Source organism: Paraglaciecola algarum (assembly GCF_021532655.1).
Classification (GTDB): Bacteria; Pseudomonadota; Gammaproteobacteria; order Enterobacterales; family Alteromonadaceae; genus Paraglaciecola; species Paraglaciecola algarum.
This window is the reverse complement of sequence record NZ_JAKGAS010000001.1, coordinates 731,546-748,146: the sequence shown is the minus strand read 5'-3', so window position 1 is coordinate 748,146 and position 16,601 is coordinate 731,546. Positions and strand designations below refer to the sequence as shown.

Genomic DNA, 16,601 nt, shown 5'->3' with positions numbered 1-16,601 from the left:
GGTATTTTTACTAAGCTAATCGTTAGTCTTTTTTGTTTATTTATATTTGCTTGTTCAAACAAACAAGAAGTTAAAACAAACCCTGTTCAACGACAGGTCATTGATTTTAATTTTGATTGGAAATTTACTGTTTATGCATTATTACACCGCACAAAATAAGCATTCAGATTTCTGGAAGGCTTGTACTAGTATGAAAATTCCTACATCACTCGAAAAACATTTAGCGGAATTTAAACAAACCGGCTTTATCACATTACCTAAACAAAGCCTATTCTCTTACCCAAGCTGGTTTCAAGTTTTAGTGGGACAAAACTATTTACCTAACTATAAAAAGTTCAACAATCCACCAGTCGATCTTGATACAGCTAGAGACTATTTTAAAATGATAAGCCACATCATACAGCATGATGTGGCGTCTTTACCTGATTATAATGGTCTATCGATTTAGACCGGAATTTACAATAACTAACCTAACTCTTCTTTTTACCCATCACAGACTCACTTCGTTGAGCTTGTTTATTCGGTGAAAAAGTGAACCTAGTGATATAGTTAAAGCCCTCAAACCATTGTTTGCCTTTAGGAATATGATATTCGTGAGACAAGCCCCAAGCTAAAGCAGCACCTGGGTATTGCTCACCATCTAACGAAGGTACAGTGCCAATAGCATTGGGTATATCTTGGATATAAGACATAATTTCAAAGTTAATGCCGTCACTAGCATACTGCATGGTGCCTTGCTCAGGACCATCTTTACATGAGATCATGGCAATGCCATCTTGGTATTGCCAAATAGCTAACTCATGACCACTTTGGGTAATGGGGTTAAATTCTGATTTAATATAAGGCCCTTCTGGTTTATCTGAAATGGCAACACCCCAGCGGATTTCTCTACCGCCAGCGGTTAAACGTTCTCCCATACGTTCGCCTTTGTAGTACAAATAGAATTTATTTCGATAAAACATCAAGGTGGGATCGTGAACTTTATGACTATCAAAGTCCCCTTGCTTTTTAACTAAGAAACGATTGTCTTCATCACCTTCCCAAATTCCATTGTTAGCCGCTGATAAGATCGGCTTGTCCAACTTTTTCCAAGGCCCGTGGGGACTATCGGCAATAGCCATACCCACTTGATTTTTTACACGATTCACATAAGGCGCTTTGATCGTTTGATATACCAAATAATATTTGCCTTGATGGGATAAGATTTCGGGCGTGAAAACTGAGCGATCATCATAACTGCCCTTTTCTCCAGCCCCCACGGCTTTACCCTGCTCTTTCCATGTTATGCCGTCTTTAGAGCTTGCATACCAGATTTCTGTTTTGTCCCAAGGGAATACTTTTGCATCCGGATCACCCGTTCCAAAGCCGTAGCTATCTCCTACAGATTTTGAATACCAGGTATAATAAAGATCATCAATTAGTAGAACTTTACTAGGATCTCGCCTTACTACACCGGCTTCGTATGCAAAGTCCCCTTTTAAAGTTTGTTTGCTAAAACGACCAAACCAATCCGAGTTTTTATGATAGTTACGTTCTAAGGCGCGCTTAGAAGCAGCACTGAGTTTATTAGGATCACTTATGGCTAAAAAGTCGTAATCTGCTTGAGTATAACTTGGCTGTTTAATCTGTTTATCTTGCTGGTTATTCTGTTTGGCTTTATCAGTAGAGACATGCACTACACAGCCTTGCAGAAACAAGCCTGAGATCAAACTTGCTAAGGCTAGCTTAGACATATTCATAAAATTTATTCTCCATAAAAAACTCCGCATATTTAAACAATACGAGGAGTTATTGTATACAATTAACTATATTTTATTAAGATTAATCCTAATAATTACACTTTATATTTAGTATGTGCTCTATATCCAAACAGGCATATCATTACAAAACATATCGCTGGCAGGGTGAATGAGGTTTGTACTGATGGAATTCCAGAGATAAGCTCACCACCGTCAATTAGAGCTCCCTGCATTGGCGGCATTAACGCACCACCTACAATTGCCATAACCAAACCAGCAGAGGCCAAGCTAGCATCATCCCCCATACCTTTAAGTGCAATACCGTAAATGGTTGGGAACATTAAAGACATACAAGCTGAGATACCGATTAGGCTGTAAAGCCCTAGGTAACCACCGACAAAAATTACCGGGATAGTCAATAAGAAACCACCTACCGCCAAGACCATTAATAATTGACCTGGACGTATAAAGCCTAACAAGAAAGTACAAATAAAACGGCTAGCTAAGAATATCCCCATGGCCCACATATTATATCCTTGGGCTTCAGAAGCAGTTAAGCCCACTGATGTCATGCCGTAGTGGATAACAAATGTCCAGCACATAATTTGTGCACCTACATAAAATGCTTGTGCCACTACGCCTTCTAAGTAACAGCCATTTTTAAACAAACGACCAAATGTTTCTTTTAATTCCTTACCCGTTAGAGGGTGATCATGAGACATGGTCTTAGGCAATTTATTAAATAAAAATACAAAAAATAGCACGGCTACGACACACGCAATAGCCACATATGGGCCTTGTACCGTGGCTAAATCAGCTGCTTGCATAGCTTGATGTTCAACCGGATTAGTTTTTGAAAAAGTTTCTAATGCTGTAGTTAGTTTTCCATCCACCACTGAAGGTAGCATATCTGCATATTCTGGATGGGCAGCCTGCTCATTTGCCCTAAATTCAGCTACTTTTAATTCATTTAGTATGTAAGTTGAAGCGATAAACATACCGGTTAAAGAACCAATAGGATTAAAGGCTTGAGCTAAGTTTAGTCTTTGTGTGGAAGTATCAGGATGTCCCATAGACAACACATAAGGATTAGCTGTGGTTTCTAACAAAGCTAATCCACAGGTTATTATCCAAAGTGCCGCTAGGAAATAATTAAACTCAGCGTAACTTGCTGCAGGAATAAACAAAGCAGCGCCAGCAGCGTACAAAGCTAAACCTAATAAAATACCAGCCTTATAAGAATATTTACGTATAAATATTGCGGCTGGAATAGCCATCACCCCATAACCTAAATAAAATGCAAATTGCACTAAGCTACTTTGTGCATTTGAAATTAAGAATATATCTTTAAATGCTTTCACTAACGGGTTTGTTACATCATTAGCAAATCCCCATAATGGAAATAAACTGGCTACTAAAATAAAGGGTATTATATATTTTGCTTCTAATATTTTAGGCTTAGTGGATCCTGCATCCGCACCCAACTTAAATTCGGTCGAATTTTCACTCATTGTTAACTCCAAGTTATCTTTTATTGTTATTAAAGTACTATGCACCAATTGTTAACAAATGTTAAGAATTAATTAATCATTTATAAATTAACACATTCAAATATAAATGATATATTCACTCCATGATTTGCTTAATTTTGGAATAACTGTGCAAGACTTAACCTCATCTATTACTAATGAAAATGAACGCCTCATTATACAAGTGCATCCACAAGACAACGTATTAGTTGCGATCAAGCCTCTAGCCCAAGGCATCTCTGTGTTGGTCAATGATTTAGAATTAGCTTTAAAAAATGACATCACGGCAGGTCATAAAATAGCGATGACAGATATTGAAAAAGGCGAACATATAGTCAAATATGGCTACAGCATAGGCCAAGCAACCCAAGATATTTCAGCCGGTGAACATGTACATAGCCATAATTTAGCCACTAATCTTGATGGTAGTGAATCTTTCCAATACCCATGTGAACCTAAAGTGCCACCTGTAGATCCTAATTGCCCTCAGTTTGAAGGCTATCTAAGAAATAATGGTCAGGTAGGTATTCGAAACGAAATTTGGGTCATTAACACGGTAGGTTGTGTGAACCAAGCTGCAAAGCGTATTACAGATTTAAGCCGCGTAAAATTTGCTGGGCAAGCAGATGACTTTATTGCAATTACCCACCCCTATGGCTGCTCTCAATTAGGCGATGATTTATCTAATACTAAAAACATATTAGCGAGTTTGATTCAGCATGCTAACGCAGGCGGTGTTGTGGTTATTGGATTAGGTTGTGAAAATAACCAACTTTCACAGCTCATAGCCTCCACAACGGGTTTAGATATGAACCGAATCCGTTATTTTAACTCCCAAGAAGTGTCTAATGAAATCGACCAAGGTATGGCTTGTATTGAAGAACTACTTGTTGAAATGGCAAAAGACAAACGTACCTCTCAACCGGTTTCTAAATTAACCTTAGGCATGAAATGTGGTGGCTCTGATGGGTTTAGCGGTCTAACAGCCAACTCTATCGTAGGTAGAGTCACCGATAAACTGACACATTTTGGAGGGCGCGTGATCCTAACCGAAACCCCTGAGATGTTTGGCGCAGAACAGGTATTAATGGATCGCGCTCAATCTAAACAAATTTTTTCACAGATAGTCAGTTTAGTAGATGAATTTAAACAATATTTCATCGATAACAATCAACCAATTTACGAAAACCCATCACCAGGTAACAAAGCTGGCGGACTAACTACTCTTGAAGAAAAATCTCTTGGGGCCATCCAAAAAGGCGGTAAGGCTATTATAAACGAAGTGTTGGATTACGGTATGAAAGCCTCAGTAAAGCCAGGTTTAACCTTATTACAAGCACCAGGTAATGATGCAGTATCCTCAACCGCATTGGCAGCCGCAGGAGCAAATATAGTGTTATTTACCACAGGTAGAGGAACGCCTTTAGGTTTCCCTGTGCCAACAGTGAAAATATCATCTAATTCAGATTTAGCTATGCGCAAACCCCATTGGATTGATTTTAATGCAGGACAAATTTTAGATGCTGGTTTAGATGTAGATGAGTGTGCAGACAAACTATTTGATTATATTTTAGAAGTGGCCTCTGGTAAATTAACGAACAATGAAATTAACGATAATCGTGAAGTCGCTATTTGGAAAAATGGAGTGACACTTTAAGTCTAAGGTAATCACCTCATGAGTCCCCAACAAAAAAGCGATCCGAAGATCGCTTTTTTTAATTACTACACATTTATCAAAATAAACACAAAACCCGATTAAGACCACATAAGGGATTAGTCTTGATACTTGGCATGACCTGAAGGCCATGTATTCGGTATACCATCAAAGAAACCACGTAAGGTGGCAATCAGTTCTGGGTCTGCTTTACTTTGTGCCCACTTCACATTCTTTTCAATATTAGCGGGATTAGCGGTGCCAACTAAAGTAGAGGTGATAGATGGATGGTCAATCGCAAATTGTAAAGCGACTTGGGTAATATCAATGCCTTTTTGCTTACAATATTCCACTGCTTTAGCACCTGCAGCTAACATATCTTTGTGCGCAGGATGCCACTCTGGTGCACCACGGCTGGTTAACACGCCCATTGCTGTAGGTGAGGCATTGATTATGCCCACACCTTTAATATCAAGCTCTGGGATCAAGGTTTCTAACGCTGTGTCGTGTAACGCGTAACGGCAATAGGTTAAAATGCAATCAATATCGAACTGCTTGATTGTCTCAGCAAATATTTTAATTGGATAACCTGTTACACCTATGTAACGTACTTTCCCTTCTTTCTTTAAATCCATTAAACAAGGGATAGATTCATCGAACACTTGTTGTAAATTACCAAATTCAATGTCATGTAGATACAAAATATCCACACCATCTACTTGCAAGCGAGACAAGCTTTCATCCAAACTTTTGCGAATACGTTTAGCTGAAAAATCAAAATCAGCAAAGTCAGAGCCGTAGCGACCTGCTTTGGTAGACAAAATGTATTTGTCTCTGGGTACCGTTTTTAAGGCTTTACCTAAAACAGTTTCGGCCACAGTCAGACCATAGTAAGGCGATACGTCAATATGGTTAATACCAAGGTCAAGTGCTGTATGCACGGTTTTGATGCCGTCTTGTTCACTAATGTTTCTAAATACACCGCCTAAAGGTGAGGCTCCGTAACTCAGTTTTGACAGTTTAAGGCCTGTCTTACCTAAAGCATTGTATTCCACACAAACCTCTTACAATTGATAAAACTTTACAGCATTAGTACCAAACACATCATCAAAGTTGTCTGAACAATTAGGCTGCAGATAATCTACTACTATATTCTTGATGTCTGAGTAACTACCACCTAATAAACACACTGGCCAATCAGAACCAAACATTACTTTGCTGGTGCCAAATGCGTTAAACACTGCGTTTAAATATGGCGTGAAGTCACTTGGCTGCCAATTTTTCAAATCGGCTTCAGTCACCATACCAGACACCTTACAGTACACATTTGGAAACTCAGCAAGTTCGTTCATGATCACTTGCCATTCTTTAAAACCAGTACCGCTTGCAATCTGAGGTTTTGCAATATGATCAATGACAATTTTTAAATTAGGTACTTGTTTAACTAATTTAAGGGCATGTGGAAGCTGGTGGGCAAAAATAAGTAAGTCGTAACAATAACCATGTTTTTCTAAGATATGTAAACCACGAATAAATTTAGGATCTAGCATAAAGTTTGGATCAGGCTCTGCTTGCAACACATGACGAAACCCTTTTAGACATGGTTTGTCTTTATAACCTAATAATTGTTGCTCTAGATCATCCGCTTTTAAATCAAGCCAACCAACAACCCCTTTTATAAAGTTATATTGATCAGCCAACTCAATTAACCAATTAGTTTCCTCAATAGATTGGCGAGCTTGTACCGCAACACAAGCATCCATATCATTTTCTTTCAGTAAGATAGATAGTTGTTCTGGTAAAAAGTCTTTCTTTAGTACTTTATCTTCTTCCCCTATCCATCCATAGTCTTCTTCAGTAAAGCGCCAAAAATGTTGGTGTGCATCAACCTTAAGCATCATCCATCTCTATTACCGCTTTAATTACTCCTGATCCAGGCTTAGTCCATGTTTCAAAGCTCTCTACCATTTTACTAAATTGAGCTGTGTGGGTAATAAAACCATTGCTTTTTAAAGTGCCATCTTTTAGACCATTAACCACGTTTTCAAAATCCTCTTTAGTAGCATTTCTACTGCCTAAAAGAGTCGTTTCACGTTTATGAAATTCAGGGTCATTAAAACAGATATTTGCTTTTACCACGCTTACATAAACAATTTTACCGCCATGAGCTAGATTAGTAATCGCTGATTCCATTGCTTTTACATTTCCCGTGCAATCAATAATGACAGTAGGGAATTCTCCGTTAGTTAACTCACTTAATTGTTGAGTAACGTCGCCTAACGCATTGACTGTGCCGTCAACACCATAATTCTCGAGGCAAAACTTAGTTTTGGCTTGATCTATGTCTGAAACCAATACCTTAGCTCCAGACATTTGAGAAAATTGTATAGCGCCGATACCAATAGGGCCAGATCCCATAACCAATACTGTATCTGTTTCCTTTATTTCTGCTCGACGTACCGCATGAGCCCCAATAGAAAAGCACTCTACTACAGCCAAATCGTTAAAACTAAGCCCTTCAGTATGCACAACATATTTAACCGGCACACAGATATATTCGCACATACCACCATCTCTATGAACGCCTATTACTTCTATATTTGTACAGCAATTACCTTTATCATTTCGACACGCGATACATGTTCCACAACTAATATAAGGAATAATGTATACGGATTTACCAGAAGCTAAATCAACTCCCTCACCAACTTTTTCAACAACACCAGCTAATTCATGTCCTAACACTCTAGGATATTCAAAAAATGGTTGGTTACCCCCAAAAGCATGGATGTCTGTTCCACATACACCAATGGATTTAATTTTTACCAGTACTTCACCGGCTTTAGGTTCAGGTTTCTCAAATTCTTTATATTCAAGAACGCCTGGCTCCACACACACTACTGCTCTCATATGTGTTTCCTCTCCCTATAGTAAATAATCTAATTTATATTTAATGTGATTAATTCTAAACGCACACCATACTTTTTACCAGCAATATTTGAATATGAATATATCGTTTTATATTTACGATAATAAGCTGCTTTACTAAAACCGCTAAACATCGCTCGATAATATACACACCCACACAATAAGGCGTATTATTATGTGTAATGTAAAATTAATCAATGAGAATGTTAAATAAATGAAAAAAATTAAAATACATTTGTGAGCTATTTGTGCATAATGTTTTTTATATATAAATACCAATAATCGTAAAGGGGTTTGGTGATGAAAATAAATAATTGGAAGATAAACACAAGATTCAAAGCAATATTTGTATTACTTTGTTTTACAACACTAGAGGCTAATGCTGAAAAGTTTAATCCAATAAGTCAATATTTGATGAATGGAAAAGCTGTCCCTAATTGGGTCGCTTACGCGGGGAATTCGATGAACTATTTTATTCCACTAGAAAACGGGGATTTAGCTACTAAAAGAAAAAGCTTAGTAATAGAGCCAATTATTGAGAACAAAGCTTTATCTGGTCTTTATTTAAAATGGAGTGGCAAAAAAGTAAAAAATGAATGGGGAGGTAATCAACTTGGTAATACATTTTTTTCCATTGGTAGACACAATATAGATTTATCATCCGTAGAAGACTCAGCTGCCTTAGCGCTTGAAATAAAAGTCCTTCGTAGGCCAAATGAAAACGTAAACTTAAGTATGCAATGTAACAATTCAAATAAATGTACGGGAGAATTCCCGATAAAAAATATTCTTAAAAGTACTAAAAAGGATGAATGGATTCAGCTTCCAATTCCATTAAATTGCTTTAATAGAAATGGTGACTTTGATTTTACTAAGGTAACTAATGTATTGAGTATTGCAACGCAAGGAAAGTTAGAGCTTGAAATTAAAAGTATTCAATTAGTTGCAATGGATGCAGGCGACAAAGGCTGTAAGGTTTAAAAAACGGAGCCGCTTTGATATGTGTTAAAGCGGCAGTTTAGATATTTTATGATTTACGCACTATACCGTATGTCAACGCTTTAGATAGCTCATCCGCAGCGGCTTTAAGTTTTTCAATAACTTCCTCAATTGATTTTTCCTCTGGGATCCTTTCAATATAAGGAACAGTGAGCGAAGCAACAGCCATATTGCCGTCCATTATAGGATAAGCTAAATCAACAACACCTGTTACATAGAGGCTAGGGGCTTTTAAAATTCCTTGCTTGGCTACTTTCTTACATTTAGCCATAAATTCATTTATTTCACTTTCAGAATGATAATTACTTAACATTTTAAGCATAGATTCTTTCTTTTCAGCTTCTTGATGTACAAACAATATTTGCCCAGACGCTGAATACAAAATTGGACGTCTATAACCCACTCTAACTGAGTATGACATTAAGTTGGGTGATTCAGCTCGAGCTATAACCACAATTTGATCTTGTGATTCAACCGCAATGTGGCAAGACATAGATGTGTCATCAGCCAATTTGCGCATTATCGGGTAGGCATATTCCAAAATATCTTTTACTGGTTCATGCTCGGTACCTAATTGTAACAATTTCCTGGTCACTAAGTAGCCATCACTATCGTCTTCTTTTTCGATGTAACCTCTTTGTTCCAACACCAAAATCATACGATATATCTCAGCATTTGAACGACCTAAACGTTCAGCAATAGTCGTAGTACCGATAGGTGTAGAATCTTTAGAAAGTAACTCTAATATATCAAGACCCTTTTCAAGAGCTGGGGCTGAGTATTTCTTTTGAGGTTTTGTTTCCATGAACATTCTCTTCTTATAAGGTTTGTAGATTCGAAAATAAATTTATGAAATTTATATACAAATAATTTAACTTGGAACCATTGTAGACATAATGCAAACTATGTCGACTTTATATCAGTAAAAACACAATTTTTATAGCATTTATTGTCGCTAATAAGCTGAAATAGCGTAAGATTTGCTAGAATTTGCGGGAATTAATAATATTCGTTTTTCGAACTAAAACCCATAAATTTATACTTACCTTGGACAGCTCGTATATAAAAATAGCACAGAGTCGTTTATTAACCAATTGCTCGCAAATATGCATAAACTAGGAATGATATTTATAGTTGCAAAAAAAATCTCTTTGTAATCAAGAATAATTACAAAGAGATTATATGAAATATAAGTGTTTATTGAGAGACTTTACCTGTAGCCGCCCATTCAGTGCCCTTTACTAAACTAGTTTGGAACACTTCGCTTTGATAGGCGGGTTCGCCATGACCTAAGGTACTATGAAACACCCTTCCTTTCTTGTAGGTTAGCGCCATCATGATAGGTTCGTGTCGCCCAAAGCCATTATACTTTTTGTCGTCAAATGCTGTGGCCAAAACTGTCATATTTTTAGCTGGCCCACGTAACCTATTGTACAATTCATCTTTGGTTTGCTGCCAAGAATCTGGCATACCTTTGGTGATTGGATGTTGTTTGGTTCGGATATCAATTTGAAATTCATGATGTTTACCATGCCCACCTGCCCCACCTTTTTTGTGGTCCACTATTTTTTCACCCGCATCATTAAAATATACGTATGGCCCATCTTTTTCATTGCGGCCACCCCAGCCACCTAAGCCAATCATTTCGTTATAAGCTTTCCACTTAGGAAAAGAATTATTTGCTGCATGTATGGTTACAAAACCACCACCACTAGCTACAAATTTTTCAAAGTTTAATTTAGTTTGTTCAGGCCAAGGAGCGGCTTTCCAACCAAAGTTTGAGATAACCACATCATACTTAGAGAAATCGGGATTAAACATTGGATCTGTCTCAGGGGACGCTAAATCTTTATATTCTTTGCCATCGTTCAAAGCATATTCATTGAGTAAGTTGCCACCTTTCCAAGTAACCAAAGTACGATATATATCCACTTCAAAACGGTTAGTTTGCTCCAAGGTTTGTTTCATCATGAATGTAGACTTGGGCCAAACCGTGTGATTATTCTGACCATCTACTATTAATACCTTAATAGGTATATTAGATGATTCGTTAGAGATACAAGCTACAAACAATGTAGCAGTTAAGATAGTCACAGCTGTTTTTATTATTTTCATATACATTCCTTATTATAATTATTTAGCTTTTTTACTTTAATTTAATTAAAACAATTACATATACTTTTATGCCCTAGCTTTCCAAATAAAAAGCATTAACATATAAGTATTCTTAACTAAAAAGTACATCCTATGGAATTTGCTTTTATTCTGCTTGCATTTGTATTTGGGTTGGTTTTAAAGCTTCTCAGATTACCAACCTTAATTGGCTATTTATTGGCAGGTTTTACATTAAATTATTTTGACTTTACAGCAACACAAGCTCTGCAGAATATTGCTAATTTTGGTATTACATTAATGTTATTTACCATTGGCTTAAAGTTAAATATTAAAGATCTATATAAAAAAGAAGTATGGCTTGGGAGTATTTCTCATACATTTATTTGGATTACATTAATTAATGTACTATTAATTTCCCTATCTTGGATTGGGCTCAGTGCATTCGCAGAGTTAGACTGGACCACTCAAGCTTTGCTGGCATTTTCATTAAGTTTTAGTAGTACCGTCTGTATAGTCAAAATATTAGAAGATAATGGCGAAATAAAAACTCGCCATGGCACGTTAGCCATCGGCATTTTGGTTATGCAGGATATCATTGCCGTTTTATTTTTAGTTATTGCAACTGGAAAAGTCCCCTCTGTTTGGGCCTTAGGTTTATTATTGTTGTTTTTTGTCAAACCTCTTTGGTCAAAAATATTGGAATCAGTTGGACACGGTGAGTTACTTGTTTTGTCCGGTTTCATGTTAGCATTTGGTGGCTATGAACTGTTTGAACTGGTTGGAGTTAAAGGTGATTTAGGCGCGTTAATTATTGGCATGTTTGTGGCAACCCATCAAAAATCAGCAGAGTTATCTAAATCCTTAATGAGCTTTAAAGACTTATTTTTAATTGGCTTCTTTTTAACCATAGGATTAAGCGAATTACCCACTTTAGAATTAACACTGACTGCCTTAGTCCTTTGTTTATTTATTCCTATTAAATTTGTTCTATTTTTCAAACTATTTAGTCTACTCAAATTAAGAGCCAGAACCAGCTACCTGGCGAGTTTAGTGTTATCAAATTACAGTGAATTTGGTTTAATTGTGGTCGCACTATTAGTCAATCTTAAATGGCTTCCTCAAGAATGGTTAGTGGTATTGGCCATTGCCGTTTCTTTCTCTTTTGTACTTACCAGCTTTGCCTATAAAAACTCTCATAATCAGTACAACCGATTAAAATTAAAATTGAAGTTTTTTGAACAAAACGTTCGTTTACCTGAAGATACATTTGTGCAGCCTAAGGATGCCGAAATTATCGTTATTGGTTTAGGTCGAGTGGGCAAAGGGGCCTACGCTTCATTACATCAAATGGTTGGGAGAAAAGTATGGGGAATGGATGCAGACCCAGTACGAATAAATAAGTTAAAAAAGTTAGGGTATCAAGTATTAGTAGGTGATGGTGAAGATGTGGATTTATGGGAAAACATGGATTTAACTAAGGTGAATTTGGTTTTATTAGCCCTTCCCTCAATTGATGATATTTGTAATATCACAGAACAATTACAGCACGCAAACTACCAAGGCAAAATAGCCTCAATTGCCCGATACCAAGACCAAGTTGAACCTCTTTTAAAAGCAGGCTCTGACAAAGTATTTAACTTCTTCACGGAAGCAGGTACTGGTTTTGCTGAAGAAAGTTTACAGCTGATTTTAAATAAACAGCAAACTAAAAAGACATTAAAACAAGAATAATTATCATTACTTATCATGTTGTTTTTAATGGTTTTTTTAGATATTAGATTGGTTTTCATCTTAAACAACCTCTATACTATGCTCTTAAGCTTTGATTAATAGGAAAATTAACCGATGAAGGGTGATAAACAAGTTGTAGCCGCATTGAATGAAATTTTGACTTATGAGTTAACCTCAATAAATCAGTATTTTTTACACGCTCGTATGTTTAAAAACTGGGGGCTGGAAAAGTTAAATAATAAGTCATATAAAAAATCCATCAAAGATATGAAACAAGCTGACCAATTAATTGAAAGGGTATTGTTTCTTGAAGGCCTGCCTAATTTACAAATGTTAGGTAAGTTAATGATCGGTGAAGAAACCATTGAAATGTTGAAGTGTGATATGACATTTCAAAATGGCCAAATTCCTTTATTAAAGAATGCAATTAGCTTATGTGAGCAGAAACAAGATTTTGTATCTCGAGATATTTTAGAGTCTATTTTGTCTTATGAAGAAGACCACATAGATTGGATTGAAACTCAAGAGTATCAAATCACTAATATGGGTATTGAAAATTATCTTCAAGCCCAAGTTGAAGAGGACTAAATCATGAAAGGTCAAGCAGTAATTATTGAACAACTTAATGCTTTGTTAGCCTACGAGTTAGCGGCAATGGACCAGTACTTTATTCATTCTCAAATGTATCAGGATTGGGGGTTAAATAAATTGTATGAACGTATAGCCCATGAATTTGAAGATGAAAAAGGCCATGCAACAAAACTAATCGAACGAATTTTGTTTTTGGAAGGTCGTCCAAACATGGTTAATCGTGATGGACTCATTATTGGCGATGATGTCCCTGCTATGTTGGCAAGTGATTTGCGCGTGGAATACGCAGTGACGCAAGCCTTAAAAGACACAATTAGTTTGTGTGAACAAGAGCAAGATTATGTGACCAGAGATATGTTATTGGTACTCTTAGATGACACTGAAATGGATCACGCTTATTGGTTAGAGCAGCAGTTAGGCCTTATAAAACGTTTAGGGCTAGCTAATTATTTACAATCGCAACTTTAACAAATTATTTAAGCCGAAATCGGTTTAACTATTATCGCAAGGCCAATAACTAGTTATTGGCCTTTTTTATTGGTAATTTTTAAACCTACAGAATTAATAATACGTTTTAAAATTAACCAAAAATACCTGTGTTGTTTGATTTAAATCTTTGGTTTGCACTATTAGTTGCCATCGCATATTGGGTTCACTGCATGCCCCTAAAAATAAAACACCTTGATAGCTATTTTCCCCTTCGCCTCCTTCAATTGTTAATTTTTGGTTAATAATGACAGGTGTTTTACCCATATACATATTTACACCTTGAACCCAAGCAGATCTAAGAAAATGTGACTTAGGTAAACTAATTTGTACTTGTAACTCTTCTTCTAACTCAATTTCTTGCAAAAACCTAACATAAACCAGTTCCTGCCCCAATGTTATCGAACAATAACTATTCTCATCTACAACACATTGATTTGGTGAATTATTCAGCGGGCTTTGATTTAAAAATAAAAAAACACCAACCAACGCTGAAAAAATCAACAAACTAACTAATATTCTATTAAAAAAAGAAGGATTCAAAATTGTACTAAGGTTAAAATGCACTAATGTTAAGTGTGATTTAAATAAAGTTATCTAACAAGTGTTGTATTCGCTTTCTTTTTAAAAGGAATAACCTTATCCTATGTAGGGATTTAGAATATAACAGAAGATATTTCAAACCCTTAGCCTAAAAAGCAGGTAAAAACATTGATATGTTTATAACCTGTTATGAAGCAGTAAATTTATTGTTAATACAGTGGAAGATTCATTAAATGAGTGAAGCTATTCAAGTACATCCCGAATACAACTATAAAGTAATTCGGCAGTTTGCGGTCATGACCGTAGTTTGGGGCATTGTTGGTATGTTAGTTGGGGTGTTTATTGCAGCTCAATTATATTGGCCAGCTTTGAACTTTGATACACCTTGGTTAACCTTCTCTAGGTTACGGCCGCTTCATACCAATGCAGTTATTTTTGCATTTGGTGGATGTGCATTATTTGCTACATCTCTTTATGTCGTTCAACGAACCTGCCACGTTAGGTTATTTAGTGACAAATTGGCGAGCTTCACTTTCTGGGGATGGCAGTTAGTTATTGTTTTAGCTGCAATTACTTTACCCATGGGCATTACCAGCTCTAAAGAGTATGCTGAGTTAGAATGGCCAATTGATATACTATTAACTATCGTTTGGTTGTCTTACATTATTAACTTTTTTGGTACTATGATAATCAGAAAGGTCTCGCATATATATGTAGCTAACTGGTTCTTCGGCGCATTTATGCTTACCGTAGCTGTGTTACATATTGCAAACAGTATGGTTATCCCTGTTTCTTTAACTAAATCCTACTCGCTTTATTCTGGCGCTGTTGATGCAATGATCCAATGGTGGTACGGCCATAACGCAGTTGGATTCTTCTTAACAGCTGGTTTCTTGGGCATGATGTATTACTTTGTGCCTAAACAAGCTGGACGTCCTGTATTCTCATACAGATTATCAGTCGTTCACTTTTGGGCACTAATCTCATTATATATTTGGGCTGGCCCTCACCATTTACATTACACAGCTCTACCTGATTGGACTCAGTCTTTAGGTATGGCTATGTCTATTATTCTATTTGTTCCTTCTTGGGGGGGGATGATCAACGGCATAATGACCTTGTCTGGTGCTTGGCATAAATTACGTACCGATCCGATTTTAAGGTTCTTAGTGGTTTCATTATCATTTTATGGTATGTCGACCTTTGAAGGTCCAATGATGGCGATTAAAACAGTTAATGCCTTATCTCACTATACAGATTGGACAGTTGGACACGTTCACTCAGGCGCGTTAGGTTGGGTCGCTATGGTATCTATTGGAGCAATTTACCATTTAATTCCAGTTTTATTTGAAAGACAAAAAATGTACAGCCTAAAATTAGTAAATGTCCATTTCTGGTTAGCCACAATTGGCGTAGTGTTATATATCGTTGCCATGTGGATATCTGGTGTTTTACAAGGTCTAATGTGGAGTGCAATTAACGCAGATGGCACATTAACATACAGCTTTGTTGAATCTTTAGAGGCGTCAATGCCATTCTACCTGGTTAGGTTTATTGGTGGAGTATTCGTAGTTTTAGGAATGTTGATCATGGCCTATAACTGTTATCGAACAATCAAAGGCGATAGTTTGCAAGAACCCGCTTTTGAAGAAGCTAAAACAGCATAAGGAGGCCAAATTATGAAAAATGCACATGAATTAATCGAAAAAAATGTGGGTCTTTTGACTGTACTGATAATTATTGCAATAAGTCTAGGTGGTATGGCACAAATTACCCCGCTTATGTTTCAACAACAAACTATGGCTCCCGTTGACGGTTTAAAACCTTATACCGCACTGCAAATGGAAGGTCGTGACATATTCATTCGTGAAGGATGTGTTGGTTGCCACAGCCAAATGATCCGCCCTTTTAGAGCTGAAACAGAAAGATATGGTCATTATTCAGTAGCAGGCGAATCAGTTTGGGAACATCCATTTCTATGGGGTTCTAAGCGCACTGGACCAGATCTTGCCCGTGTAGGCGGTCGTTACAGTGACGACTGGCATAGGGTACACCTTATTAATCCAAGAGACGTTGTTCCCGCTTCTAATATGCCAGGTTTTCCATGGCTAATGGAAAACACCTTAGATGGGGAGTTAACAGCTAAAAAGCTTTCAGTATTTAGAGACTTTGGGGTTCCATATACTGACGAAGATATTGCAGGTGCAAAAGACGCAGTGAAAGGTAAAACCGAAATGGTGGCCTTAATTGCTTATTTACAATCATTAGGTACGGCATTGAAATAAT

General features: G+C 36.8%; 16 protein-coding genes. 8 read left to right on the top strand and 8 right to left on the bottom strand.

All coding sequences use genetic code 11. The features are described 5' to 3' along the window. Nucleotides 1-46: 46 nt before the first annotated feature. On the top strand, nt 47-448 hold the full coding sequence (locus L0668_RS03115; protein WP_268820149.1) for a tryptophan 7-halogenase: 402 nt from the start codon (nt 47-49) through the stop codon (nt 446-448). Nucleotides 449-470: 22 nt separating this feature from the next. Here L0668_RS03115 and L0668_RS03110 read toward each other — a convergent pair whose 3' ends face one another. Together L0668_RS03110 and fucP are read right to left on the bottom strand one after the other, a co-directional pair. Next, entirely contained in the window at nt 471-1,739 is a 1,269-nt protein-coding gene (locus tag L0668_RS03110) for a glycoside hydrolase family 117 protein (RefSeq protein ID WP_235310592.1), read from the bottom strand. A gap of 95 nt (nt 1,740-1,834) precedes the next feature. Continuing rightward, the gene (fucP, locus tag L0668_RS03105; RefSeq protein WP_235310591.1) at nt 1,835-3,250 is read right to left on the bottom strand and encodes an L-fucose:H+ symporter permease; all 1,416 of its coding nucleotides are present in this window, start codon (nt 3,248-3,250) and stop codon (nt 1,835-1,837) included. A 148-nt stretch (nt 3,251-3,398) separates the two neighbouring features. On the opposite strand from fucP, the gene L0668_RS03100 reads away from it, so the two are divergent. Beyond that, complete coding sequence (locus tag L0668_RS03100) at nt 3,399-4,925, top strand: UxaA family hydrolase (protein ID WP_235310590.1); 1,527 nt, start codon at nt 3,399-3,401, stop codon at nt 4,923-4,925. 116 nt (nt 4,926-5,041) lie between these two features. Here L0668_RS03100 and L0668_RS03095 read toward each other — a convergent pair whose 3' ends face one another. Genes L0668_RS03095 through L0668_RS03085 form a run of 3 tightly spaced genes read right to left on the bottom strand, consistent with a single transcriptional unit; the run spans nt 5,042 to nt 7,832 of the window. Further along, the gene (locus L0668_RS03095) at nt 5,042-5,977 is read right to left on the bottom strand and encodes an aldo/keto reductase (protein WP_235310589.1); all 936 of its coding nucleotides are present in this window, start codon (nt 5,975-5,977) and stop codon (nt 5,042-5,044) included. Nucleotides 5,978-5,986: 9 nt separating this feature from the next. Further along, nucleotides 5,987-6,823, bottom strand: a complete 837-nt coding sequence (locus tag L0668_RS03090) for an amidohydrolase family protein (protein ID WP_235310588.1) — start codon at nt 6,821-6,823, stop codon at nt 5,987-5,989. After that, on the bottom strand, nt 6,813-7,832 hold the full coding sequence (locus L0668_RS03085; protein ID WP_235310587.1) for a zinc-binding alcohol dehydrogenase family protein: 1,020 nt from the start codon (nt 7,830-7,832) through the stop codon (nt 6,813-6,815). The genes L0668_RS03090 and L0668_RS03085 overlap by 11 nt, the downstream gene beginning before the upstream one ends. A 318-nt stretch (nt 7,833-8,150) precedes the next feature. On the opposite strand from L0668_RS03085, the gene L0668_RS03080 reads away from it, so the two are divergent. After that, a complete protein-coding gene (locus tag L0668_RS03080; RefSeq protein WP_235310586.1) occupies nt 8,151-8,831 on the top strand; it encodes a putative glycoside hydrolase in 681 nt (226 codons plus the stop codon). A 46-nt stretch (nt 8,832-8,877) separates the two neighbouring features. Here L0668_RS03080 and L0668_RS03075 read toward each other — a convergent pair whose 3' ends face one another. Together L0668_RS03075 and L0668_RS03070 are read right to left on the bottom strand one after the other, a co-directional pair. Further along, nucleotides 8,878-9,654: an IclR family transcriptional regulator gene (locus tag L0668_RS03075; protein ID WP_235310585.1), complete on the bottom strand. Its 777-nt coding sequence runs from the start codon at nt 9,652-9,654 to the stop codon at nt 8,878-8,880. Nucleotides 9,655-10,046: 392 nt separating this feature from the next. Next, on the bottom strand, nt 10,047-10,964 hold the full coding sequence (locus L0668_RS03070) for a ThuA domain-containing protein (RefSeq protein ID WP_235310584.1): 918 nt from the start codon (nt 10,962-10,964) through the stop codon (nt 10,047-10,049). Between the two features lie 132 nt (nt 10,965-11,096). Between L0668_RS03070 and L0668_RS03065 the strand changes: the two genes are divergently transcribed. From L0668_RS03065 to bfr (L0668_RS03055), 3 genes are all read left to right on the top strand, one after another. Beyond that, the gene (locus L0668_RS03065; protein WP_235310583.1) at nt 11,097-12,695 is read left to right on the top strand and encodes a cation:proton antiporter domain-containing protein; all 1,599 of its coding nucleotides are present in this window, start codon (nt 11,097-11,099) and stop codon (nt 12,693-12,695) included. Nucleotides 12,696-12,809: 114 nt separating this feature from the next. Further along, nucleotides 12,810-13,283 carry a bacterioferritin gene (bfr, locus tag L0668_RS03060; protein ID WP_235310582.1) on the top strand — a complete coding sequence of 158 codons (474 nt, stop codon included), beginning with the start codon at nt 12,810-12,812 and terminating at the stop codon, nt 13,281-13,283. 3 nt (nt 13,284-13,286) lie between these two features. After that, nucleotides 13,287-13,754 (top strand): bacterioferritin, encoded by a 468-nt coding sequence (gene bfr / locus L0668_RS03055; protein ID WP_235310581.1) that lies wholly within the window; start codon nt 13,287-13,289, stop codon nt 13,752-13,754. Nucleotides 13,755-13,847: 93 nt separating this feature from the next. On the opposite strand, the gene L0668_RS03050 is transcribed toward bfr (L0668_RS03055), so the two are convergent. Beyond that, complete coding sequence (locus tag L0668_RS03050; RefSeq protein WP_235310580.1) at nt 13,848-14,315, bottom strand: hypothetical protein; 468 nt, start codon at nt 14,313-14,315, stop codon at nt 13,848-13,850. Between the two features lie 233 nt (nt 14,316-14,548). Between L0668_RS03050 and ccoN the strand changes: the two genes are divergently transcribed. Continuing rightward, complete coding sequence (ccoN, locus tag L0668_RS03045) at nt 14,549-15,982, top strand: cytochrome-c oxidase, cbb3-type subunit I (protein ID WP_235310579.1); 1,434 nt, start codon at nt 14,549-14,551, stop codon at nt 15,980-15,982. A 12-nt stretch (nt 15,983-15,994) separates the two neighbouring features. Continuing rightward, nucleotides 15,995-16,600: a cytochrome-c oxidase, cbb3-type subunit II gene (gene ccoO / locus L0668_RS03040; RefSeq protein ID WP_235310578.1), complete on the top strand. Its 606-nt coding sequence runs from the start codon at nt 15,995-15,997 to the stop codon at nt 16,598-16,600. Nucleotide 16,601 lies beyond the last annotated feature (1 nt).

Bases quoted from the DNA above. Each gene is read 5' to 3' on its own strand.
- L0668_RS03070 (WP_235310584.1), bottom strand. From the start codon at position 10,964: ATGAAAATAATAAAAACAGCTGTGACTATCTTAACTGCTACATTGTTT.
- L0668_RS03110 (WP_235310592.1), bottom strand. From the start codon at position 1,739: ATGAATATGTCTAAGCTAGCCTTAGCAAGTTTGATCTCAGGCTTGTTT.
- ccoN (WP_235310579.1), top strand. From the start codon at position 14,549: ATGAGTGAAGCTATTCAAGTACATCCCGAATACAACTATAAAGTAATT.
- L0668_RS03090 (WP_235310588.1), bottom strand. From the start codon at position 6,823: ATGATGCTTAAGGTTGATGCACACCAACATTTTTGGCGCTTTACTGAA.
- fucP (WP_235310591.1), bottom strand. From the start codon at position 3,250: ATGAGTGAAAATTCGACCGAATTTAAGTTGGGTGCGGATGCAGGATCC.
- L0668_RS03075 (WP_235310585.1), bottom strand. From the start codon at position 9,654: ATGGAAACAAAACCTCAAAAGAAATACTCAGCCCCAGCTCTTGAAAAG.
- L0668_RS03085 (WP_235310587.1), bottom strand. From the start codon at position 7,832: ATGAGAGCAGTAGTGTGTGTGGAGCCAGGCGTTCTTGAATATAAAGAA.
- bfr (WP_235310582.1), top strand. From the start codon at position 12,810: ATGAAGGGTGATAAACAAGTTGTAGCCGCATTGAATGAAATTTTGACT.
- ccoO (WP_235310578.1), top strand. From the start codon at position 15,995: ATGAAAAATGCACATGAATTAATCGAAAAAAATGTGGGTCTTTTGACT.
- L0668_RS03065 (WP_235310583.1), top strand. From the start codon at position 11,097: ATGGAATTTGCTTTTATTCTGCTTGCATTTGTATTTGGGTTGGTTTTA.
- bfr (WP_235310581.1), top strand. From the start codon at position 13,287: ATGAAAGGTCAAGCAGTAATTATTGAACAACTTAATGCTTTGTTAGCC.
- L0668_RS03080 (WP_235310586.1), top strand. From the start codon at position 8,151: ATGAAAATAAATAATTGGAAGATAAACACAAGATTCAAAGCAATATTT.